Below are 21,323 nucleotides of genomic sequence, written 5' to 3'. Positions count from 1 at the left end.
CCGCCGAAACGTCAGCGCTTGCCAGACGTGTCGCTGCTGATGACCCGAGCGCCGGGCACCGGTCCACTGGCGGTGCGCACGCTGCGGCACACACCAGCACCCGCGAGCTCGGCCGCGACCGCCACCGCGCCGTCCTCGCTGTCACATAGGAATGCGCAGGTCGGCCCGGAGCCGGAGACCAGCCCGGCAAGCGCGCCCGCACCGACGCCCGCGCGCAACGTCCGCCGCAACTCCGGCTTCAGCGACAGCGCGGCTGCCTGCAAATCGTTACCCAGCAGGGGCGCGAGCTGTTTCGGGTCACCGGAGGCCAGCGCCTGCATCAACGCCTGCGGCTCACCGAGCCGGGGCGGGCTGCCGACCTCACGTAGTCGGTCCAGTTCGGTGAAGACCGCGGGCGTGGACAATCCACCCTTGGCCAGCGCCAGTACCCAGTGAAAGGTATTGCGGGACAACACCGGAAGCAGTCGCTCGCCCCGACCCGTACCGAGCGCCGTTCCGCCGTGCAGCGCGAACGGCACATCGCTGCCGAGTTCGGTTGCGACCGCGAACAATTCGTCGCGGGTCAGCCCGACATCCCAGAGTTCGTTCAGGCCCACCAGCGCCGCGGCCGCATCCGCACTGCCGCCCGCCATACCACCGGCCACCGGAATGCCCTTGTTGATGGCGATTTCCACCAGCGGGGCGCGGCCGGCCAGATGTGCGACGCGCACGGCGGCCTTCCACACCAGATTGGTGCGGTCGGTCGGCACATCGTCGGCGCCCTCGCCGCTGACCCGCACAGTCAACGAGGCGGCGGGTGCGAGTTCCAGATCATCGCCGAGCGAGAGGGCTTGGAACACCGTGGTCAGATCGTGATAGCCGTCCGCGCGCACATCACCGACGCCTAGGTGCAGATTCACCTTGGACGGCGCGCGCACGATGACGGGACTTGGCACAACTGACAACACGGTGCTCAAGCCTATCCCGTGGGTACGACAGGTGCTCAGCTCGAGATGAGACATTCACCGCCCACGCGTCGGACGGTTACCACAGCGCTGCGCCGATGGCATCGATCCGCTGTCCGGTGATCCACCGACCAGGGGACGTCCTCGCTCGTTCGATCGCGACGCCGCGCTGAAACGGCGCTGCGGCTGTTCTGGGAGCGTGGTTACGAGGCGACCTCGATCGGCGATCCGACTGCGGCGATGGGCATCCGCGCACCGAGTCCGTATGCCGCCTTCGGCGATAGGGCGACGCTGTTCAACGAGGTGATACAGGTCTTCGGCGCTACGGCAGCTTCATTCCACGCGCGCTCGGCGAGGAGCCGACCGCCGAGGGGGTAGTGCGCCGTATCCTGCGCGCGGCGGCAGCGGGGTGCCGAAATGGCCATGCAGGGTTGGCCTTCCGCCGTTCACGGCTGATACAACCGGGCCGGGAACTATCCGGACATTCGTAGCGACCAGTCAACGGAATCCCGGAACGGCAAAGGCAACTCACACTTGCGCCCAATACCCGCCGGGGGTATGTTCATTTGCGTCGGGGATACCCCCGCACCGTATGATCGAATGCGAGCGAAGGAGTCGGAAATGGCCACCAGCACTTACACCGTCACGGGGATGACCTGCGGACATTGCGTCAACTCGGTCAAGACGGAGATCGGCAAGATCGATGGCGTGACCAGCGTGGACGTCGACCTCGCCAGCGGTGCGGTCCGGGTGGACAGCACCGCACCGCTCGCCGACGCCGATATCGTCGCCGCCGTTGACGAGGCGGGATACGAGGTCGCCGTCTGATGCATGCCCGGCTGAGATTCGCCGCGGTCGGCGGCGGTCTCATCGCACTGTTCGGTGTCGCGCTCGGTATCGGCGCCCTGGCGGGCGATCCGACCGGGTCGACACTGGACCCCGGCGGGCACACCGAACGGGACACCGGGCTGTCGGATTCGCGATCGGGCTACACCCTGACCGACCTGAGCGCACCCGCGGACCCGAATCGATCCGGGGCCCTGCGTTTTCGGATCACCGGACCGGATGGCGCTCCGGTCACGCAATTCACCACCCAGCACGACAAGAAGCTGCACCTGATCGTGGCCCGCTCCGATACCACCGGATATCGGCACGTGCATCCGACCATGGACGACACGGGCATCTGGTCGATCGATTGGAATTGGACAGCGCCGGGCACCTACCGCGTCTTCGCCGATTTCGTCCCCGAGCAGGGGCACGGCAATCTGGTTCTGAGTCGCACCGTCGCGGTCGCGGGACCGGCCGAGTCGCAACCACTCCCGCCCGAATCCCGAATGGCGGCGGTGGACGGATACCAAGTGCACATGGCGGGCGATCTGAGCACCGCGGGCGGCGAACTTCGTTTCACCATTACCCGCGACGGCGCGCCGGTGACAGATCTCGAGCCGTATCTCGGCGCGTACGCACATCTAGTGGTCTTGCGCGCCAACGACCTTGCCTACCTGCACGTCCATCCGCAGGGCGAAATCGGTCGCACCCCAGCGGGTCCGGAGGTCGGCTTCCATGCCCAGACCCCGAGTGCGGGCACATTTCGGCTGTATCTAGACTTCTCCCACGGCGGCGTCGTGCATACCGCCGAGTTCACCGCGCGCGTCGAATCATCCACAGCGCCATCCACATCCGATGGTGGACACCATTCGGGTGGCGGTCACCCCTGACCGTATGCGCCGACCAGCGCGTGGCCGAGCTGGGCATTCAGCGCGATGACCTGCGCTTTCTGTTCGACACACAGAGTGTGACGACACGCATGAATTGATTGCCGCAGCACATGAATCCGGTTTCACAACCAACAAGGCAAAAGTTGGTTATCCACAATCTGTTTCGCCTCGGCGATGCCGCAGCAAGCGAACCGTATGGATAACGCGGTGCATGATCTCGCCTCATCCGCAACAGAAACCGACCAGTCCGCCCTACCAGCAGATTATTCACCGCGGCGGGGAAGGCCGAGATCCGATGACAGCCAGGCGACACCGCCCGGGACGAAGTTACGACCGCCGGCAAGATGGACCCCCGAGCCGCAAAGTAGAGATCACTGCGGCGGGTCGATATCCGATAGCAACCAGGCGAAACCACGCGGCGCCGCCCGGAGGAAGTTACGGCTGGGAAGTTACGGCTGGGAAGTTACGGCTGGAAAGTTACGGCTGGGCGGCGAGGCGGACGAAGGCCGCGGTGTCCAGAGTTTCGCCGCGGGCGGTCGGGTCGATTCCGGCGGCGACCAGGCGGCGTTCGGCCTCGGCGGGGGAACCGGCCCAATTGCCGAGGGCGGCGCGGAGGGTTTTGCGGCGCTGAGCGAAGGCGGCGTCGACGACCTCGAAGACCCGGCGGCGGTGTACGTCGTCCATCGGCCAGGGCGGTTCGGCGTAGCGCTCGATGCGGACCAGGCCGGATTCGACGCGTGGCACCGGCCAGAACACCTGGGTGCCCACCGCGCCCGCGCGACGCACGGTGCCGAAGAAGCCCGCCTTGACGCTCGGTACGCCATAGATGCGGCCGCCGGGTTCGGCGGCAAGGCGGTCCGCGACCTCAGCCTGCACCATCACCAATGAGGTTGTGATGCTGGGCAATTCGGCAAGCAGGTGCAGCAGCACCGGCACGGCGACGTTGTACGGCAGATTCGCCACCAGTGCCGACGGTGCCGCGGGCAGGTTGGCCGCACGAACCCGCAGCGCATCGGCTTGCACGACGGTCAACTGCCCGGCCAGTTCCGGTGCGCGATCCGCGACGGTCACCGGAAGATGTTTCGCCAGCACGGGATCGATCTCGACGGCGACGACCGAATCAACCACATCGAGCAGCGCCAATGTCAAGGAACCGAGCCCCGGCCCGACCTCGAGTACCGTATCCGCGCGCCCCACCCCGGCTGCCGCGACAATCCGGCGCACCGTATTGGCATCGTGCACGAAGTTTTGTCCGAGTTGCTTGGTCGGCCGCACGCCGAGCCGCTCGGCCAGCGCCCGCACCTCAGCGGGCCCGAGCAGAGCAGCACTCCCACGAGCGGAAATATCGGGTTCGGACACGCCCGACAACGTATCAACTCAACTTTCCACCCCCGCACCTCGGAGGGTGCTGTGATCAGCCGATGCCCAAGCGGCTGGTGCAGGCGGGCCAGGCACCCCAACCCTGGCGGGCGCGGGTGACTTCTGCGATGGCGATCTGTTCCTCGCGGGTGGCCAGGTCCGGACGCGGGGCGTACTTGAGACCGCCCTGGCGTTCCCAGGTGTTTTGGTCGAACTGGATGCCGCCGTAGTAACCGTTGCCGGTATTGATGGCCCAGTTCCCGGTGGATTCGCAGTGGGCCAGCGCATCCCAGATATCGCCGTCACGCACCGGCGGCACCTCGGTGCCGGGCTTGGCACCCTTGCGGACGGTCTTCGGCTGAGCCGTCACCTTCACATTGGAGGCGATCGGCCGCCGACTGACCTCCTGGCCGTTGACCATGGTGACCGCGAACGTCACGTCCTGCACGCCGGGCGCACCCTGGCTCTCCACCACGGTCCGGCTCATATTCAGGGTCGGATCCTCGATCACATTCTCCGGCGGATCCAGCGGCACCGTCTCGACCTTGTTCTCGACGCGCTGACGGGTCACCACGATCCGCATTCCATCGGTGAGCGGCGTGATCGCTGCGGGCTCGACGGTGTCCTGTTCGATCAGCGGAATGCCGGCAACGGCAAGGAAGTCACCGACGGTCGGCGCGGCCAGTCGAACATCGACCGGACTGCCGATGCCGTCGAGCAGCGATACCGAACGCGGGCTTGCTATCTGCAGCGCGGCGCCTTCGAGCGGCAACTTCTCGTTGCGCGCCGGGGAAACGAATACTTCGCGGGGCAGATGCAGTTGGTCGACCACATCGCCCGCGGTCAGACCGGTCGACCACACCTTCTCGGCCTTGCCGTCCAGCGATACCGCGACCTCGCGCGCCCGGTTGTAGGTGATGGTCGCGCCATCGGTAATCGCCGCGGCCAGCGCGGGCCGGACCAGGTCGCGGTCGTTCACATCGAACCCCGCGGCCTTCAACACTCCGCTGACGTTGCGCGACATGGTGGTCTGCGTTATCTGCTGACCATCCACGACGACCGTGACCGTCTTGCGGTTCACGATTGCCATCGCGGCACCGACGATCAGCGTCACCAGCAGCGCCGCGACCGCCGCATACAGCAGCGGCGAGCGGGACTGGTTGATCCTCGTGAATGGAGACATGGTCACAGTACGATAACGAAGGGGTCAGCGGTCGACAACCGTAGTGTTACGAGCGGCGGGTATCAATATCACAAACGAATATCGACGCCGCAGGTAAATCGCGAAACGTACCGACCGAAGTGACCTAGGACACATTTACCCGTCCAAATGTGAAACAAGATCAGGTGAAATTGCGAGCCACTCGCGATTCCACCCGATCTCGAATTCAGAGGCCGTAGACGCGGCGGGCGTTGGCTGTGGTGATTTCGGCGAGGGCCACCGGATCTTGTTCCCGCAATTCCGCTAAGGCGCGGACGGTGTAGGGAAGGCAATACGATTCGTTGGGAGCGCCACGGAATGGATGCGGCGTGAGATACGGCGCATCGGTTTCGACCAGGATCTGGTCATCGGGCACCACCTTGGCGGCCTCCCGCAATTCATGCGCGTTCTTGAAACTCACCGTGCCCGAGAAGCTGAGGACGTATCCCTGCGCCACACACGACATCGCCATATTGGTGTCGGAGGAGAAGCAATGGAAGATCACGGTTTCCGGAGCGCCCTCGTCCAGCAATACCGTCAGCAGATCGTGGTCGGCCTCGCGGTTGTGGATCATCAGCGGTTTGCGCAGCCGTTTGGCCAGGTCGATGTGCCAGCGGAAGCCTTCGACCTGATCTTCGATATCGGCGCAGCCCGCCAACTTGCCCGGCCAGTAGTAATCCAGACCGGTTTCGCCGATGGCGACCACACGCGGGTCGGCGGCCAAACGCTCGAGTTCGGCCTTGGCCGCGTCGTCGAGCGCATTTGCCCGCGTCGGATGCAGCGCCACGGCGGCGAACACCCGGCGATCCCAGTTCGCGGCCTGTACGGCCCACTGCGCCGCGGCCAAATCGTCGGCGACGGTCACCACCTGGCCGACCCCGACCGAGGCCGCGCGGTCCACGATCACCGCCGTCGACTCCGCATCGGTGGCCCCGCAGGCGTCCAGATGGGTATGCGCGTCCACCAGCGGTGCGAGCGGTTCCGGCAGCTCCGGCGCGCGACGGCGGCCATCACCTCGGGGGATATTCACGTGAGCGTCGGAATCCACGCGCATTACAGTAGATGCACCATGAGCGAAGCTGACCGCCCCGCCTTCTACATCACAACGGCCATCGCATACCCGAATGGTGCGCCACACATCGGGCATGCGTACGAGTACATCTCGGCCGACGCCCTCGCCCGCTTCAAGCGGCTCGACGGTTATGACGTCTTCTTCATGACCGGCACCGATGAGCACGGGCAGAAGATGCAGCAGACCGCGGTCGCCGAGGGTGTGCCGGTGGAGGAGCTCGCCGCGCGCAACTCGGATGTGTTCGAGGCGATGGACAAGACGCTCGACATCTCCTACGACCGCTTCATCCGCACCACCGATGACGACCATCAGGTGGCCAGCGCCGCGATCTGGGAGCAAATGCTCGCCAACGGCGATATCTACCTGGACAACTACTCGGGTTGGTACTCGGTGCGCGACGAGGCGTTCTACGCCGAGGAAGAGACGTCGCTGCTCGAGGACGGCACCCGGATATCGACCGAATCGAAGACGCCGGTCACCTGGACCGAGGAGTCGAACTACTTCTTCCGGCTGTCGAACTACCAGGATAAGCTGCTTGCGCTCTACGACGAACATCCCGAATTCATCGCGCCCGCAACGGCTCGCAACGAGATGGTGAGTTATGTGAAGGCGGGTCTGAAGGACCTGTCCATTTCGCGCACCACCTTCGACTGGGGCGTGCCGGTGCCCGGACATCCCGATCACGTGATGTACGTATGGGTGGACGCGCTCACCAACTACATCACCGGCGTCGGCTTCCCGGATACGGAATCGGTTGCGTTCCAGCGCTTCTGGCCCGCCGATGTGCACATCATCGGTAAGGACATCACCCGGTTCCACACCGTGTACTGGCCCGCTTTCCTGATGTCGGCCGGGATCGAATTGCCGAAACGCGTTTTCGTGCACGGGTTCCTGTACAACAAGGGCGAGAAGATGTCCAAGTCGGTCGGCAATGTGGTCGACCCGCTCGCGCTGGTCGACGAATACGGCGTGGACGCGGTGCGCTTCTTCCTGCTGCGCGAGATCTCCTATGGTCAGGACGGCAGCTACAGCCACGAGGCGATCGTCGGACGGATCAATACCGATCTGGCCAATGAATTCGGAAATCTGGTGCAGCGCAGCCTGAAGCTGGTCGCGCGTGACTGCGGCGGTGTGGTGCCGACGCCGGGCGAATTCACCGAGGCCGATCGCGCCCTGCTCGACCGCGCGAACGGTCTTTTGGAGCGGTGCCGCACCGAATTCGATGCCCAGCAAATGCATTTGGCGCTGGAGGCGATCTGGCTGACGCTCGGCGAGGCCAACCGCTACTTCTCCGCGGAGGCGCCGTGGGCGCTGGCCAAGACCGGCACCGAGGAGTCGCTGGCCCGTGAGGCGACCGTGCTGTACGTGACCATCGAACTGCTGCGCATCGTCGCCATCCTGGTCCAGCCGGTGATGCCCGAATCCGCTGGCAAGATCCTCGATCTGCTGGCCAGCCAGAACCGTACCTTCGCCGATATCGCGACCCCGCTGGTCTCGGGCACCTCATTGCCGGAGCCCGAAGCGGTCTACCCGCGCTACGTGGAGCCGAAGAAGTAAATCAGCGGAAGGCGATACGTAGCACGAGGCGTTCCAGGCGGCTACCGCATCTGGGACCACAAGACGCGCCGCTACTGGGGTGACTATTACGAGCTGTGCCCGGACGAGTTGCTGATAGAGCTCAATGGCGCGGCCGACTACGCGAAGATCACCGCATTACTGAAGCGCTACCGCTCGATAAAGCGGTAGCGCTTCGCTCGAGCCGGACCCTCGGGGAGGGCTACTTCCAGCGGTCGAGCAGCCGATTGATCTCCGCGGTCAGCGCCCATTGCAGCATGGGGCCGAAGGTGATGCGGCCGACGCCCTGTTCGGCGAAGACGGCCTTATCCGACTTATCGGGCAGCCCGACAGCGCTGATCGGCAGCGGCAATTCGCTGGTCAGTCGGCGCATATCGGTATCGGAGTGCCGACCCGCCGGGAACAACGAATCCGCACCCGCCGCGGCAGCAAGCCGCAGGCGCGCGATGGCGCGATCGACGCGGTCGCTCGCGTCACCGTCCTCGCGCATGAACAGGTCGGTGCGCGCATTGATCACCACGTGCACGCCCGCCGCGTCGGCGAATTGCCGCAGCCCCCGCACGAAATCGGCATGCTCCTCGGGCGTGCGCAACCGGCCACCCTCGCTGTGCACCGTGTCCTCGATATTGAGGCCGATCGCGCCCGCATCCAGCAGCCCCTCGATCAACTGGGCGGGTTCGAGCCCGTAGCCGGATTCGATATCGACGGAGACCGGAACGTCGACCGCACCGGTGATCTGCCGGACGCGAGTCAACAGTTCCGCGAATGTCATCCCTTCCTTATCGCTGCGCCCGACCGAATCGGCGACCGGATGACTGCCCAGGGTCAGCGCCGAAAACCCTGCCGCGACAGCGACATTCGCTGACCACGCATCCCACACCGTCGGAAAGACACCGGGATCGCCCGGCACGTGCAATTCGAGAAACGCCTTCGCCTTGCTTTCCAAAGAGGTCATGACCCGATCATCGTCGCACCCGTGATCGATAGCACTATGACACTCCCCATCCGGCCGCCCGAGAGTGTCGACGATGGCGAGTCGCGCTAGGAACTGTCACCGCCGTCGCGGCGTGCGGTCAGTACCGCGTCGTACAGTTCGCGGCGGGAAACGCCGGTCTCGGCGGCCACCTGAGCGCACGCGTCCTTGAGGCGAATACCTTCGGCGGTCAGTGATTCGACCTCGTCGACCAGATCGGCGGGATCGGCCGCCACGGGTTGGGCGCCTTCGAGGACGACGGTGATTTCCCCGCGCGCCCCATCGACCGCCCAGGCCGCGAGTTCTCCGAGAGTGCCGCGCACGACCTCCTCGTAGGTCTTGGTCAGTTCCCGGCAGACCGCGGCCCGCCGGTCCGGACCGAGCACCTGCACCGCATCGGCCAGGCAGTCGGCGAGCCGGTGCGGCGCCTCGAAGAACACACAGGCGCGCGACTCGGTGAGCAAGGTGCGCAACCACTCTCGACGCTGGCCAGATTTGCGCGGCGCGAATCCGTCGAAGCAGAAGCGTTCCACCGGGAGCGCGGACAGTGCCAGGGCGGTGGTCACCGCCGACGGTCCCGGCAGGCAGGTGACCGGGAGCTGACGCTGCACACAGGCCACCACCATGCGGTAGCCCGGATCGCTCACCGACGGCATGCCCGCATCGGTCACCAGCAGCACTGTGCGGCCGCTTTCGATCTCGTCGAGCAGCGCCGGAATCTTCGCGGACTCCACGTGGTCATCGAAGCGCAGGACCCGCCCGGTGATCGCCACGTCCAGGGCCTTTGCGAGGGCGCGGGTGCGCCGGGTGTCCTCGGCCGCGAGGATATCGGCGGAGCCGAGTGCCTCGCGTAGCCGCTGTGAGGCATCGCCGATCTCGCCCATCGGCGTCGCCGCGAGCACCAATCGACCCACCTGGTCCGCCACAATGCTCCCGTTCCCTCGACCGCGTAGTTCCAAGGCAGCGTATCGGGCCACTGCGGCCGACCACGCCGCAGTCTGCCACCGCCATACCATCCCCATCTCCGGCCGCACCCCGTGGATCTCGGCATCGAATGGCGGCGCCCATGGAAAAATCCGTGAATGCAGCTCAGGGTGTGATTCGCGCGGCGGCGCGCTCACCGGTGCGGGTCACGGCGGCGCGCACAGCATACGATCGGGGCGTGACCCAGGTGACCGACCAGCGCGCGACCGTAGCCGGGGCGGTGCCTTCTTGGTCGAGCCCCGCGCCCCTGCGTCCGTCGCCCGACTTCGGGCCGCTCGACAAGCTGCAGGGGTGGGTGGTCACCGCGGTACTCACCGCGATCGCGGCGTTGACGCGGTTCATCATGTTGGACTATCCGACCGACGCCTACACCCCGGTTTTCGACGAGAAGCATTACGCACCACAGGCCTGGCAGATCCTCACCGGCGGCGGTGTCGAGGACAATCCCGCCTACGGGCTGGTGGTGCATCCTCCGATCGGCAAGCAGCTGATCGCGGTGGGCGAGTGGATGTTCGGCTACAACGGCTGGGGTTGGCGATTCAGTGCGGCGCTGGCGGGCACGATCCTGGTACTGCTGGTCATCCGGATCGTGCGCCGGATGGCGCGCTCCACCATGGTCGGCGCGATCGCGGGCATTCTGCTGATCGCCGACGGACTCACCTTCGTCTCCTCGCGCATCGGCATGCTCGACATTTTCATGGGGGTGCTGGTCACCGCTGCCTTCGGCTGTCTGATCGTGGACCGCGACGAGGTCAGGGCACGAATCGCCAAGGTGGACTACGAGGGTCGGATCGATGCGAACGAATGGGGGCCGCGACTAGGAGTGCGCTGGTGGCGTTTCGGCGCGGGGGTACTGCTCGGACTCTCCTGCGGCACAAAGTGGTCCGGGATGTATTTCATCCTCGCTTTCGGGCTCATGAGCGTCTATTTCGACGTCTCCGCGCGGCGCGCCTATGGTGTGCGGCGGCCCTGGGTCGGTGCGGCGGTGCGCGATGTCGGGGCCGCGCTGTACTCGTTGGTGCTGATTCCGCTCGGCGTATATCTGGCCAGTTACTGGGCCTGGTTCGGCAGTGAGGACGGTGTCTTCCGTTATGCGGTCGGCAATCAGGTCGGTCGCGACGGTCGGTGGTCGTGGCTGCCGAATGCGCTGCGCTCGCTGTGGTACTACAGCGGCGAAACGCTGCGCTTCCACGAAGGGCTGACCAATTCGGCCGGTAACCATCACCCCTGGGAATCCAAGCCGTGGACCTGGCCGATGGGGCTGCGGCCGATGCTCTACTACTACGCCGACACCGGTGTCACCGGCTGCGGTCAGACCCAGTGTGTGAAGGCCGTGATGCTGATCGGCACCCCGGCGATCTGGTGGATCGCCTTCCCGGTGCTGGGCTGGATGCTGTGGCGCAGTGTGGTCCGTCGCGACTGGCGCTACGCGGCGGTACTCACCGGATACGGCGCCGGACTCATTCCCTGGTTCTTCACCCTCGATCGGCAGATGTACTACTTCTACGCAGTACCGCTGGCGCCGTTCCTGGTGATGGGGATCGCGCTGGTGTGCGGCGATATTCTCGGCCCGGCCCGATCGGTACGAATACCGCGAAGCCCGGCGGGCACCTACCGGCCCGCCGTGCCCAGTGAACGACGCAGCCTCGGACTACTCGCGGTCTGTATCTATCTCGGCCTGGTGATCGCCAATTTCATCTGGCTCTGGCCGATTCTGACCGCGTTGCCGATCACCCCCGGCAACTGGCACGACCACCTGTGGCTGCCCAGTTGGCGCTGATGACTAACCCTCCAGAGCCGACCTGACGTACTGCAGGGCCGCCTCATCATCGAGACCGAGCCGTCGAATGGTGGCGACGTAATCGGTCGCGGCGCGGCCCGCCAGATCCTTGGTCGGGTCCCCGGAGGATGCGATGAAAGACCCTTGCCTGCCCCGGGTTTCGACCACCCCATCGGCCTCGAGTTCTCGATACGCCCGAGCGACCGTATTCGGCGCGAGTCCGAGTTGCGCGGCCAGTGCTCGCACCGTCGGGATCTTCGTCCCGGCCGTCAACTCGCCCGATCGCACCTGCGCGATGACACCGAGCCGCAACTGCTCGTAGGGCGGAATCGACGAATCGTGGGTCACGGAAATGGTGAACATCGCACGCTCACACGTCATCTCGGGACAGCGGGCAGGACATGCATCGCGGTCCACCACGGCCGGAACCCAATTCGGAGCCCGGTATGCGCAGCACCTCGATGCCAGCATCCTCGAGCCGCGTATTGGTCATATCGTTGCGCTCGTAGGCCACGACCACGCCGGGCGCGAGCGCCAGAGTGTTGTTGCCGTCGTCCCACTGCTCGCGTTCGGCCGTGACGCCATCGAGTCCGGTATCGATGACCCGTAGTTTGCCGATGCCCATCGCGTCCGCGGCCGCGGGCAGGAACGGGTCGGGACCGCGCACACTCACCCGGGCCTGGTCGTTGCGTCCGCCGTAATCGTCCTCGCGATGAATCGTGAACGCGCACAGCGAATCCCGCACCGCCGGATACATCACGATGGCATCGGTGTCGACCATGGTGCAGACGGTGTCCAGATGCATGGTCGCGCGATTCTGGGCGATCGGGACGACCAGCACGGTGTGCGCGAGATCGTCGTCGAACAGACTGCGCGCCAACGCTTCCGCGCCCGCCGGCGAGGTGCGCTCACCAACGCCCACCGCGACCACGCCCGGCGCGAGCAACAGCACATCACCGCCCTCGATCGGCGCGGTATGCGATTCGTAGGCCCGCCGCACGCCGAGGAAGCGCGGGTGGAATGCGTAGATGAGATCGGTCAGCGATGTCTCGCGCATCCGGGCGGGCAGGGCGAGTGAGGTGATCGCCACCCTCGGGCCGACCCAGAATGACGAATCCCTGGTGAACAGCAGATTCGGCAGCGGATCGATGACGAAATCCGCACCGTGGTGCATCCGCCGCACGAGCGAGGTGTTGTCACCTTCGAAGGGCAGTTCGTCGAAGGTCATCCCGGCCATGAGGATATTGGCCAAATCCCGGGCCCGGACGCCGCGTAGGAAGGCCGCGAGTTCGTCGGCCAGCATATGTCCGAGTTTGCGCGCGTCGACCGCGCCGGAGATGCCCTGGATGCGGGCCGCGCCGCTGACCGAGAGGGTTTCGGCGAGCAGATCGGCCAGCAGTAGCACCTCGACGCCGCGTTCGCGCAGCACACCGGAGAAGATGTCGTGCTCCTGCTGGGCCCGCTCGACCCACGGAATGCCGTCGAATAGCAATTGATCGTTATTGCGCGGGGTCAGCCGCCGCAATTCGTCGCCGGGCCGGTGCAGCAGCACCGTGCGCAGGGTCCCCACCTCCGAGGTGACCGCAAGTCGACCACCCGGCTCGCCGACACCATCGAACCTATCGTCCGCACCGCCATCGTGCCCCGCCCGCACCGCGTCTGCTCCCATGATCCGACCGTAGTTCGCCGAGGGCGTAAGAGCACGCAATTGGGTGTCTTGCGATTCCGACCCCAGCACATCCTAACCTGAAGTATTGTTGAGGTGAATGGAGGAGCGTAATGTCGACAACCGATTGGCGAGCGAAGGAGCTGACCCCCGGGCAGCTGTCCGAGCGTAGCGGAGTAGCAGTCTCCGCGTTGCACTTCTACGAACGCGAGGGTCTCATTTCGAGTCGCCGCACCAGTGGAAATCAACGCAGATACGCCCGCGAAACGCTGCGCCGCGTCGCCTTCATCCGCATCTCCCAACGGGTCGGCATCCCATTGAGCGAAATCCGTGCGGCACTGGACAAACTCCCCGAGGGCCGCACCCCCACCCGGCGCGACTGGGAGACCCTGTCCACCGCGTGGCAGGCCGACCTCGACGACCGCATCACCCAGCTGACTCGCCTGCGCGACAACCTGACCGGCTGCATCGGCTGCGGCTGCCTGTCACTGGGCAGCTGCCGATTGGTCAACGAACACGACCGTCTCGGTGAACAGGGACCGGGTGCCCGCGTACTCGATGTGACGCTCAACTGCCCATCGAAGCCAGCAGCCTGCTGAATCGATCGCTGGTGCGGCGAATTACGAATTCGTAGGGGTAGGCGAATTTGCGGGCCCACCAATAGCCGAAGCGGATATCGAAGGAAGTGTAGACGAGGAACCGATTGCGCTCGATACCGCGAAGGATCTCCGCCGCAACATGTTCCGGCGATACGGCATGCTTGGTGAACGCCGCGATGAGTCGCTTTATCCTCGGGTCTTCCTTGTCGACCCCGACCAGCTCGACGCTGTGCACCAGCGGGGTGTTCACCGCACCTGGCACCACCACGTGCACCGAAATATCGTGGCTCCGCAGGTCGAATCGCAAGACCTCGGAGACGCCACGGATACCGAATTTGCCCGCGCTGTAGGCGGCATGCCATGGCAGCGCGAGGATTCCGGCGGCCGAGGAGACATTCACCAGTGCCCCACCGCGTTTCGCCCGGACCATCGGCGGCACGAAATTCTCGATCACATGAATGGGGCCCATCAAGTTGACATCCACCATCTTGCGCCAATGGCGATGCTCGAGATTCTCGACGGTGCCCCAAGTGGAGGCGCCCGCGATATTCATGACGATATCGAGGCTGCCGAATTGGGCATGCACATCGGTGGCGAAGGCGGTGACCGCACCGTAGTCGGTGATATCGAGGGCACGCGCGGCGAGTACGGTGCCGCCCGCGTCCTTGATGGCGCGAACCGTATCCTCGAGGCCCTCGGCATTGATATCGGTCAGCACCAGTTCGGCACCCCCAGCCGCAGATGCCAGGGCAGTCGCCCGGCCTATTCCGCTCGCCGCCCCGGTGACGAGCACCTTCGCATCCCGCACTGTCTTCCTGCGCCCAAAACCAAGCACACCGGATCCCATCTCGAATAGGCCGAATCGGTTGCACGCAGGGTACGCGGCAACAGGTTCATACGGTGCAAGCGAGTCGGGGAGTTCGAATCAGGAGTGCGAGTGCGCCGCAAGTGTCCCGGCCACCGCCCTGGGCCACGTGAACTACACAGCCCGGCTATGGCCTTCGACCACCGGCGATCGGAATCGCGACCACATCGGCGACCGCTGGATGAAGGCGGACCGGCGATCGGCGGCGCTGCAACGGATTCGGCGAGCAAGTGCAGGCTGAGATCCTGTGGCGCGAATTATCGCCCGAGCACCGCCAGCATCCCCGCGACTGCCCGAGGCCAAGTGAACTGCTCCGCTCGGCTGCGCGCCGCCCTGCGACGACCGGCGGTCGGCATCGCGAGCACATCGGTGACGGCCTGGGCGAAGGCGGACGGGCGATCGGCGGCGACCGCGCCGCATTCGGTCGTGACGATATCGGCGAGTGCCGAGGATCGGCTGGCGACGACCGGCGTACCTGCGGCCAAGGCCTCGAGCGCGGCGAGACCGAAGGTTTCGTGCGGACCGGGTGCCAGCGAAACATCTGCGGTGGCAAGCAGTTTGGCTACCATGGCCCGGTCGGTGATGAATCCGGTGAAGTGCACCGCAGGCAGACCACCGGTCAGTGGCGGCAGCGCACGGGCCCGACGCTCCAGGGCTTCGCGCCGCGGCCCCTCCCCTGCGACGACCAGTCTGGCCTCGATGCCCGCCTTGCGCAGCGCGCCGATGGCCTCGACACTGCGATCGACCCGCTTCTCCACCGACAATCTGCCGCAGTGCACCAGCAGCGGATGTCCGGGCACGCCGAGATCGGCACGCAAGCGATTGTCGCGGCGACGCGGGCTGAACAGCTCCAGATCCACTCCGAGCGGCACCAGTTCGACATTGGGCGCGTCGATGCGCAGGAACTCCGCGCGCGCGAATTCCGTTGTGCAGACCACGATGTCGTAGTCGTCGGCAGTGCGCCGGTTGGCGATATCGGCACATCGGCGGGCCACCGGTGCCGGCATGACCTGGCCCAGTAGTCGGTCCAGGCGCTCGTGCGAGATCATTACGCTCGCCACGTCGCGGGTGCGCGCCCAGCGTCCAAAGCCCCGCAGCGTCAGCCGATCCGAAACCTCGAGCACGTCCGGGCGCAACCCGGCCAGTACATCGGCCACCCGGCGCGGATCCGCCGCCCGATAACCGCCAGTCCACGGAATCGCCAAGGCGGGCAGGGTGATCCGTACCGCACCGGTCGGCAGGATCTCCTCGGTCCGGCGCGGTCCGGGCACGATCAGCACCACCTCGTGCCCGGCAGCCACATAGCCCTCGCCCAGATGATGCAATGCGGTGCGCAGCCCACCCGACCGCGGACCGTAGAAGTTCGCCAGTTGCACGATGCGCACATCGCCGATCGTGCAGCGAATCGGGTTCCTCCCGGAACCGATGCGCCCAACACCGCATGAACACCCGTGAAAGACCCTGCTAACGGGTACGACGGCCCAGCAGCCCAACACCCGGGAGGTCGCAAGCGACCCTCCTCGACGTCGAGACCACTCCTCGCCGAGCATTTCGATCAGCAGCTCACAGATCACGCCCACACACGCAACAACCCGTGCTCACTCTCCGGCGCTCGCACCGGCGTCAGCTCGGCTGGCACCGGAATCCAGTCGGTGTCGGCGAAACGCAACGGCCCTATCCTTGATCCGCGGCCCCATCGGCGACCAATGTCGACGTATCGCCCAACGTCTCGATCAGCGGCCACGGACCGGACCTGCCGGTCACGCGCGCGTGGTACCCCGGCCCGCCCGAGGCAGATCGAGATCCAGTGGAATGCGCCCGACCGCCAGATGCGCCTCCACCTCATCGGCGGGCATCGGCCGCGCGATCAGAAAACCTTGCGCCCGATAGCAACCCAGCCCGACCAGGGTCCGCGCGGCGACCGGCGTCTCGACGCCTTCCCCCACCACACCGAGCCCGAACGACCCGGCCAATCCGATAATAGATTTCACGATCGCGAGGTCGTCCGTGCTCGCACCGAGCCGCTGCACGAAGCCGCGGTCGATCTTCACCGCATCGACCGGAAGCGCCTTCAGATGCGAGAGCGAGCTGTATCCGGTGCCGAAATCGTCGATGGCAATCTGTACGCCCATTCGCTTGAGTCCGCGCAGCGTGACCTGCGTGCGCGCCAAATCCTGTACGACCACATGTTCGGTGATCTCCAGGCAGACCGAACTGCCATCGATCCCGAACAGCCGCAGAATATCCTCGATCCGCTCCACGAAATCCAGGCTGACCAGCTGAACCGGCGAAACATTGATCCGCATCACCACATTCGCCGCCAGCCCCCGCCTGCGCCATTCGGCGAATTGCGCGCAGGCCGACCGAATCACCCAGCGCCCCAGCTCACCCGCGAGATTGGTGGCCTCGGCAACGGTGACGAACGCACCGGGCGGCAGCAGCCCCCTGGTCGGATGCAACCAGCGCACCAGCGCCTCCAGCGCCACCACCCGGCCGGTGCGCAGATCGACCTCGGGCTGATAGTGCAGCAGCAGCGAGCCGTCGGAGACCGCGCCGCGCAGATTCAGCTCCACATCGTCCTGCAGTTCGAACTGCGCGCGCATGGCGTCGGTGAAGACCGCGACCCCATTGCCGCCGCCCGATTTCGCCGACAGCAGCGCGTGATCGGCCCGGCGCAGCACATCCGCGACCGTGGTCTCCCCCGGAATACCCACCGCGACACCGACGCTGGCGCCGCGGCTGACCGATTCCCCGCCGACGGTGACCCGCCGTCCGATGAGCTGCTGGATCCGCGTCGCTTCCAACTCGGCCGCCACCGCGTCCATGGGTTTGGCAGGCACGATGACGAATTCGTCGCCACCGAGTCGGGCGATCATGTCATTGGGATCGAGATTCTCCCGCAATCGCGAGGAGAGCGTGCGAATGAAGTTGTCCCCCGCGGTATGTCCGAGAAAATCGTTGAGCGCTTTGAGCCGGTCGAGATCGAGGAAGAAGGCGGCCACCGGTCCCGGACTGCCCTGCCTGAGCCGCTCCTCCATATGTTCGAGTAGTGCCCGCCGGTTCGCCAATCCGGTCAGATCGTCGTGCAGGGCGATATAGCGCAATCGCTCCTCGGCCACCACGCGCGCCTGCAACTGGGCGAAGAGTGCGGCGATCGCCTTGAGCACATTCAGTTCCCGAGTGCTCCAGTCGCGATCGCCCTGTTTGATGAATCCCAACACGCCGGTCGACTCGCCGCGCGACAACAACGGCACCGCGGCCATGGCGACCTGCGGTATACCCGACGAGCGCCGGATCGTCTCCTGATAATCGGCGGATTGCTGGGACGGCCGCACGATGATCGGCTCGGTGGCGTGTTCCAATTCCCGGAATACCGAGTCGGCGTGCTCGAAATGCACGATCTTCAGCGGGTCCGGATCCGGTATGTCGCCACGGTGCGGCCATTCCGCGATGAGCACGGTCGCCCGCTGCTTTCGATCGGTGTGGCGTAGGTAGCTGAAATCGACATCGAAATGCTCCACCAACCTGGCCAGCACACGTTCACTCGCCGCCACCATCGTTGTGGCGTCGACGCCCATCAACTCGGAGGCGACCTGAGTCACCAATGAGTCGAGCGTTCGCCGAGGCACCCTATCTCCGATCGCGCTAGCTGCGGTTGCCCGCGCCCGGCACTGGAAGCCGCCTACTGCGGACCGTGGCTGCTGTCGCAAAGCTCAGGCGAAGCACCAATGCCATGATCTCATGTTTAGGCACTCCCAGCAGGTCCAGGAAACGGCCCTGAAGTGAGGTAAGTGTATCCGCGAAATCCGGGGAAATCCCTTTCAGCTCGTCGGGGTGCCGCGCATATAGGAACAAAGGCGAGACCGGTTGCACCGCAAGACCGAGCCGCTGCGCCGCGATCCAGACCCGCTGCACGGCCGCGCCACCGCGCGCGTAATCGGCAAGTGATACCGACTCTGCGCCGGATCGACGCGGAAAAGTTATCGCGAGCACCGCCGAACTCGACAGCACGCGGTCGCGCGTGTACTCGCCGAGCGCGGCACCGCCGGACCATTCGCGCAACCGATCCATCACATCCGAGCGCTCGCCGATGCGGATCTTGGCCTGCTCGTCGGGGGCCAATTCCATACTCCGGATATCGATCCCGGTGCGCGAATCCTCACCGGGCCAGCGCAGTTCGCCGAACATCTCCTGATGCAGGCGCGGGGTCAGGTAGCGGATGCGATCGGATTCACCGAGCAGTGCGGCCGCGGCGGCGAGCTCATCGGGTTCGGTGATGGCGTGGACCGACGCATCGATGGCGGCCGCGGCCAGGTCGGGCAGGACGTGATCGGCCAGTGGCGCGCCCGCGCCGAGGTGTCGGTTCGTCTCGCGGGTCAGTGTGTACGGATAGTCCGCGGCCAGTGCGGAATCGGTGCCGTCGCCCAGATGCAGCACCGCGGAAAATGGGGTGGAGTTGTTCTCGATGAACTCGTGCGCGCCGAGTAGACCGTGCGCGGCGGCCGCGGTGCGCGCGTTGTACAGCGCCGCGCCGATCGATACCGCGCTGGCGCGATAGCCGATATCCAGTGCCGACGAGCGGGTTCGGACGAGATCGATGCGTAGTTCATCGCCATCGACGCGCAGGTACCACGGTTGGGTATTGCCGCCCGAGGGCGCTCGCCGCGCGGATTCGAGCATCTTCTCGACGGCGGACCCGTCCGGATCCGGCACACTGCCTTCGGCCACCGGAAATTCGTCGGACACCTTCTCGCACCCGGGCTCCGGTTCGGCCAGCTCGTCCAGACCACGTTCCAGATCGAACCGGGTCCGGCCCGAGGACAACTTCTGGCCGAGCCCGATCCGGCGCACCGCCGCCGCCACGATGGCCGCACCCAATTGGACGTCACCGCCGAGTTGCGGCCAGGTCGTCACGGTTTCGTCGATCTCGACCAGACTCGCGGCCATCCGGGCCGATAGCTCCTTCGGGTCGAGAATCCGCATGACGTGCGGCGCCTTGTCTTTCGTGGACAATCCGCGCAGATCCGCGCCCATGGTCGCGCCGAGCAGACCGTGGAACGGCGGACGGTCCGGTTCCAGGTCATAGCGCTCGACATCGAGCAGGCCGCGATCGCTGGTATCCATCACCAGCGGAATGCGCTGTCGGCGTGCGCCTTCCCGGACGGCGAATTTGATATCGAGCGAATCGCATTCCTCGACGACCAGCGACAATCCATGCAGGAATGTGTCTACGGTGTCCTCGTCGATGCCCGCGGTGGCGACCTCGACCGGTAGATACGGATCGAGTTCGGCGATCCGGCGCGCGGTCACGATGGACTTGTTCACGCCGATATCGAAGATCCCACCGGGCACCCGATTCAGATTCGACAACTCGATATCGTCGAAGTCGGCCAGGCGCAATAGGCCGCAGGTGCCCTCGAGGGCCAGTGTGTAAGCGACCGCGTGGCCGACGCTCTGCCCGACGACCCCGATCGCGAGACCGGCACAGCGTTCCTGTTCGGCGCGGGTGAGCTTGTTCTGGTTGCGGTCCAAGCGAATTGCCCGAAATGTCTTTTCACCGGGCAACCCGACGAGCGCGCGCCGCCACGGGTAATAAACCCATCGGTCCGTCTCCGGCCCCCCGAGGTCCGGCGGCGGCCGACGCACCTTGGCGAGTTCGGCGCGCAGCACATCACGCAGATCGAGAATGCGGACCTGCGGTGATTTCCGTAATTGCACGAGGATCGGGGCATCGACTGAGGCATTTTCGTCGAGAATCAGCGGGCGGTGGTCCGCGGTGAGGTCACCGTTCATACCTGCGCCAATCCTCCGATCCCTGGTCCACTCGAGGGCGCTCGACCATGCGGCGACAGCCAGGCATCGAGCGCCGCACGCTCCAGCGCTGTCAACGAACTCTGCAATTTGGTGGCTAATGACCGATATGTCCGGGTATCCCACCACATCGGGATAGTCTGATAGCGATCGTCAGGATAGGGCACAGCCGGTACCCGATCGGCGACATACCCACCACTCGAGCGGTACAGTCCGACATTTCGCGTGGCAGTGGTGATGAAACCGAACCTGGCATCGAGCAGTCGGGCGGCGTGGACGACACAGCGGGAGACCGCCGCGGCGAGCGCGGCACGGTGCTCGGCCGCTCGGGAGACCCAAACCGCCTTCACCTCGACCACACCTTCCGGTATCCGGTCGGCAACCATCGCGCGCAACTCGGCGGCACCCGGTCGGCCGGCCCAGGCGCGCAGTGCGTGCACTTCGTCGGCCACACCGTAGGGACCCTGTGCCCGCAATCCCGCGACGACGGCGCCGGACGGATCTACGGCGGTGAAGAACAACGAAGTCGAACGGCCGTCGACAACGCTGTCGTATTCCAAAGCGTGATCCACACCGTAGTGCCGGTAAACCTGCAGCGCACCGCGCAGATAACGACGCCACAGATCGGGATGAGCCTGCGGAGTAGCGACATGAAAGACATATCCGGAATGCATGTCGCGGAACCGCAAAACCTCGGCATCGCGTGTGCCCCCCGGGCCGACTGCGATTGTTTCGACAGTCATGGTGTTCCTATTCCGTTTGCTACCGCACATCTG

At 65.6% G+C, this 21,323-nt stretch carries 19 protein-coding genes; 6 read left to right on the top strand and 13 right to left on the bottom strand.

The window, feature by feature from the left end; translation table 11 throughout:
* Window positions 1–11 precede the first annotated feature (11 nt).
* Window positions 12–947 carry a 4-(cytidine 5'-diphospho)-2-C-methyl-D-erythritol kinase gene (locus AB0J47_RS06180; RefSeq protein WP_364341099.1) on the bottom strand — a complete coding sequence of 312 codons (936 nt, stop codon included), beginning with the start codon at window positions 945–947 and terminating at the stop codon, window positions 12–14.
* Window positions 948–1,124: 177 nt separating this feature from the next.
* Here AB0J47_RS06180 and AB0J47_RS06175 point away from each other — a divergent pair, with 177 nt between their 5' ends.
* The 3 genes from AB0J47_RS06175 (at window position 1,125) to AB0J47_RS06165 (ending at window position 2,662) form a co-directional block, all read left to right on the top strand.
* Window positions 1,125–1,322, top strand: coding sequence for a TetR family transcriptional regulator (locus AB0J47_RS06175; protein WP_364341370.1), 198 nt, complete (start codon window positions 1,125–1,127; stop codon window positions 1,320–1,322).
* A gap of 243 nt (window positions 1,323–1,565) precedes the next feature.
* Window positions 1,566–1,772 carry a copper ion binding protein gene (locus tag AB0J47_RS06170; protein WP_364341097.1) on the top strand — a complete coding sequence of 69 codons (207 nt, stop codon included), beginning with the start codon at window positions 1,566–1,568 and terminating at the stop codon, window positions 1,770–1,772.
* Window positions 1,772–2,662 (top strand): hypothetical protein, encoded by an 891-nt coding sequence (locus AB0J47_RS06165; protein WP_364341095.1) that lies wholly within the window; start codon window positions 1,772–1,774, stop codon window positions 2,660–2,662. Before AB0J47_RS06170 ends, AB0J47_RS06165 begins: the two co-directional genes overlap by 1 nt.
* A gap of 477 nt (window positions 2,663–3,139) precedes the next feature.
* On the opposite strand, the gene rsmA is transcribed toward AB0J47_RS06165, so the two are convergent.
* The 3 genes from rsmA to AB0J47_RS06150 all read right to left on the bottom strand — a co-directional run bounded on the left by rsmA (window position 3,140) and on the right by AB0J47_RS06150 (window position 6,246).
* Window positions 3,140–4,021 carry a 16S rRNA (adenine(1518)-N(6)/adenine(1519)-N(6))-dimethyltransferase RsmA gene (rsmA, locus tag AB0J47_RS06160; RefSeq protein WP_364341093.1) on the bottom strand — a complete coding sequence of 294 codons (882 nt, stop codon included), beginning with the start codon at window positions 4,019–4,021 and terminating at the stop codon, window positions 3,140–3,142.
* 55 nt (window positions 4,022–4,076) lie between these two features.
* On the bottom strand, window positions 4,077–5,204 hold the full coding sequence (locus tag AB0J47_RS06155; protein WP_364341091.1) for a transglycosylase family protein: 1,128 nt from the start codon (window positions 5,202–5,204) through the stop codon (window positions 4,077–4,079).
* A 205-nt stretch (window positions 5,205–5,409) separates the two neighbouring features.
* Window positions 5,410–6,246, bottom strand: coding sequence for a TatD family hydrolase (locus AB0J47_RS06150; protein ID WP_364341368.1), 837 nt, complete (start codon window positions 6,244–6,246; stop codon window positions 5,410–5,412).
* Here AB0J47_RS06150 and metG point away from each other — a divergent pair.
* On the top strand, window positions 6,175–7,851 hold the full coding sequence (gene metG / locus AB0J47_RS06145; protein WP_364341366.1) for a methionine--tRNA ligase: 1,677 nt from the start codon (window positions 6,175–6,177) through the stop codon (window positions 7,849–7,851). The two genes, AB0J47_RS06150 and metG, sit on opposite strands and share 72 nt — an antisense overlap.
* A 220-nt stretch (window positions 7,852–8,071) precedes the next feature.
* On the opposite strand, the gene AB0J47_RS06140 is transcribed toward metG, so the two are convergent.
* Window positions 8,072–8,824, bottom strand: a complete 753-nt coding sequence (locus tag AB0J47_RS06140) for an isocitrate lyase/phosphoenolpyruvate mutase family protein (RefSeq protein WP_364341089.1) — start codon at window positions 8,822–8,824, stop codon at window positions 8,072–8,074.
* Between the two features lie 86 nt (window positions 8,825–8,910).
* Window positions 8,911–9,768 carry a 16S rRNA (cytidine(1402)-2'-O)-methyltransferase gene (gene rsmI / locus AB0J47_RS06135; protein WP_364341087.1) on the bottom strand — a complete coding sequence of 286 codons (858 nt, stop codon included), beginning with the start codon at window positions 9,766–9,768 and terminating at the stop codon, window positions 8,911–8,913.
* Window positions 9,769–10,004: 236 nt separating this feature from the next.
* Between rsmI and AB0J47_RS06130 the strand changes: the two genes are divergently transcribed.
* The gene (locus AB0J47_RS06130) at window positions 10,005–11,606 is read left to right on the top strand and encodes a phospholipid carrier-dependent glycosyltransferase (protein WP_364341085.1); all 1,602 of its coding nucleotides are present in this window, start codon (window positions 10,005–10,007) and stop codon (window positions 11,604–11,606) included.
* A gap of 3 nt (window positions 11,607–11,609) precedes the next feature.
* Here the strand turns inward: AB0J47_RS06130 and AB0J47_RS06125 are convergent, their stop codons facing one another.
* Entirely contained in the window at window positions 11,610–11,969 is a 360-nt protein-coding gene (locus tag AB0J47_RS06125; RefSeq protein ID WP_364341083.1) for a GntR family transcriptional regulator, read from the bottom strand.
* A 7-nt stretch (window positions 11,970–11,976) separates the two neighbouring features.
* Entirely contained in the window at window positions 11,977–13,275 is a 1,299-nt protein-coding gene (gene arcA, locus AB0J47_RS06120; protein WP_364341081.1) for an arginine deiminase, read from the bottom strand.
* A 110-nt stretch (window positions 13,276–13,385) separates the two neighbouring features.
* Here arcA and soxR point away from each other — a divergent pair, with 110 nt between their 5' ends.
* Window positions 13,386–13,871 (top strand): redox-sensitive transcriptional activator SoxR, encoded by a 486-nt coding sequence (soxR, locus tag AB0J47_RS06115; RefSeq protein WP_040695381.1) that lies wholly within the window; start codon window positions 13,386–13,388, stop codon window positions 13,869–13,871.
* Here soxR and AB0J47_RS06110 read toward each other — a convergent pair.
* The 5 genes from AB0J47_RS06110 to AB0J47_RS06090 form a co-directional block, all read right to left on the bottom strand.
* Window positions 13,840–14,718 (bottom strand): SDR family oxidoreductase, encoded by an 879-nt coding sequence (locus AB0J47_RS06110; protein ID WP_364341079.1) that lies wholly within the window; start codon window positions 14,716–14,718, stop codon window positions 13,840–13,842. The genes soxR and AB0J47_RS06110 overlap by 32 nt on opposite strands.
* Window positions 14,719–14,993: 275 nt before the next feature.
* Window positions 14,994–16,121 (bottom strand): glycosyltransferase, encoded by a 1,128-nt coding sequence (locus AB0J47_RS06105; RefSeq protein WP_364341077.1) that lies wholly within the window; start codon window positions 16,119–16,121, stop codon window positions 14,994–14,996.
* A gap of 375 nt (window positions 16,122–16,496) precedes the next feature.
* On the bottom strand, window positions 16,497–18,314 hold the full coding sequence (locus AB0J47_RS06100; RefSeq protein ID WP_364341364.1) for an EAL domain-containing protein: 1,818 nt from the start codon (window positions 18,312–18,314) through the stop codon (window positions 16,497–16,499).
* A gap of 67 nt (window positions 18,315–18,381) precedes the next feature.
* Window positions 18,382–20,529 (bottom strand): Rv1355c family protein, encoded by a 2,148-nt coding sequence (locus AB0J47_RS06095; protein WP_364341075.1) that lies wholly within the window; start codon window positions 20,527–20,529, stop codon window positions 18,382–18,384.
* Window positions 20,526–21,290 (bottom strand): hypothetical protein, encoded by a 765-nt coding sequence (locus AB0J47_RS06090; RefSeq protein ID WP_364341073.1) that lies wholly within the window; start codon window positions 21,288–21,290, stop codon window positions 20,526–20,528. The genes AB0J47_RS06095 and AB0J47_RS06090 overlap by 4 nt, the downstream gene beginning before the upstream one ends.
* Window positions 21,291–21,323: the final 33 nt, after the last annotated feature.

The sequence above is a fragment of the Nocardia sp. NPDC049737 genome (assembly GCF_040674755.1).
GTDB lineage: Bacteria > Actinomycetota > Actinomycetes > Mycobacteriales > Mycobacteriaceae > Nocardia.
This window is presented reverse-complemented; position numbering and strand designations above follow the sequence as displayed.

Coding starts and splice junctions, on each gene's coding strand:
- AB0J47_RS06165 (WP_364341095.1), top strand. CDS start 1,772: ATGCATGCCCGGCTGAGATTCGCCGCGGTCGGCGGCGGTCTCATCGCA.
- AB0J47_RS06100 (WP_364341364.1), bottom strand. CDS start 18,314: ATGGGCGTCGACGCCACAACGATGGTGGCGGCGAGTGAACGTGTGCTG.
- AB0J47_RS06155 (WP_364341091.1), bottom strand. CDS start 5,204: ATGTCTCCATTCACGAGGATCAACCAGTCCCGCTCGCCGCTGCTGTAT.
- metG (WP_364341366.1), top strand. CDS start 6,175: ATGCGCGTCCACCAGCGGTGCGAGCGGTTCCGGCAGCTCCGGCGCGCG.
- AB0J47_RS06170 (WP_364341097.1), top strand. CDS start 1,566: ATGGCCACCAGCACTTACACCGTCACGGGGATGACCTGCGGACATTGC.
- AB0J47_RS06110 (WP_364341079.1), bottom strand. CDS start 14,718: ATGGGATCCGGTGTGCTTGGTTTTGGGCGCAGGAAGACAGTGCGGGAT.
- AB0J47_RS06090 (WP_364341073.1), bottom strand. CDS start 21,290: ATGACTGTCGAAACAATCGCAGTCGGCCCGGGGGGCACACGCGATGCC.
- AB0J47_RS06125 (WP_364341083.1), bottom strand. CDS start 11,969: ATGTTCACCATTTCCGTGACCCACGATTCGTCGATTCCGCCCTACGAG.
- arcA (WP_364341081.1), bottom strand. CDS start 13,275: ATGGGAGCAGACGCGGTGCGGGCGGGGCACGATGGCGGTGCGGACGAT.
- soxR (WP_040695381.1), top strand. CDS start 13,386: ATGTCGACAACCGATTGGCGAGCGAAGGAGCTGACCCCCGGGCAGCTG.
- AB0J47_RS06140 (WP_364341089.1), bottom strand. CDS start 8,824: ATGACCTCTTTGGAAAGCAAGGCGAAGGCGTTTCTCGAATTGCACGTG.
- AB0J47_RS06095 (WP_364341075.1), bottom strand. CDS start 20,529: ATGAACGGTGACCTCACCGCGGACCACCGCCCGCTGATTCTCGACGAA.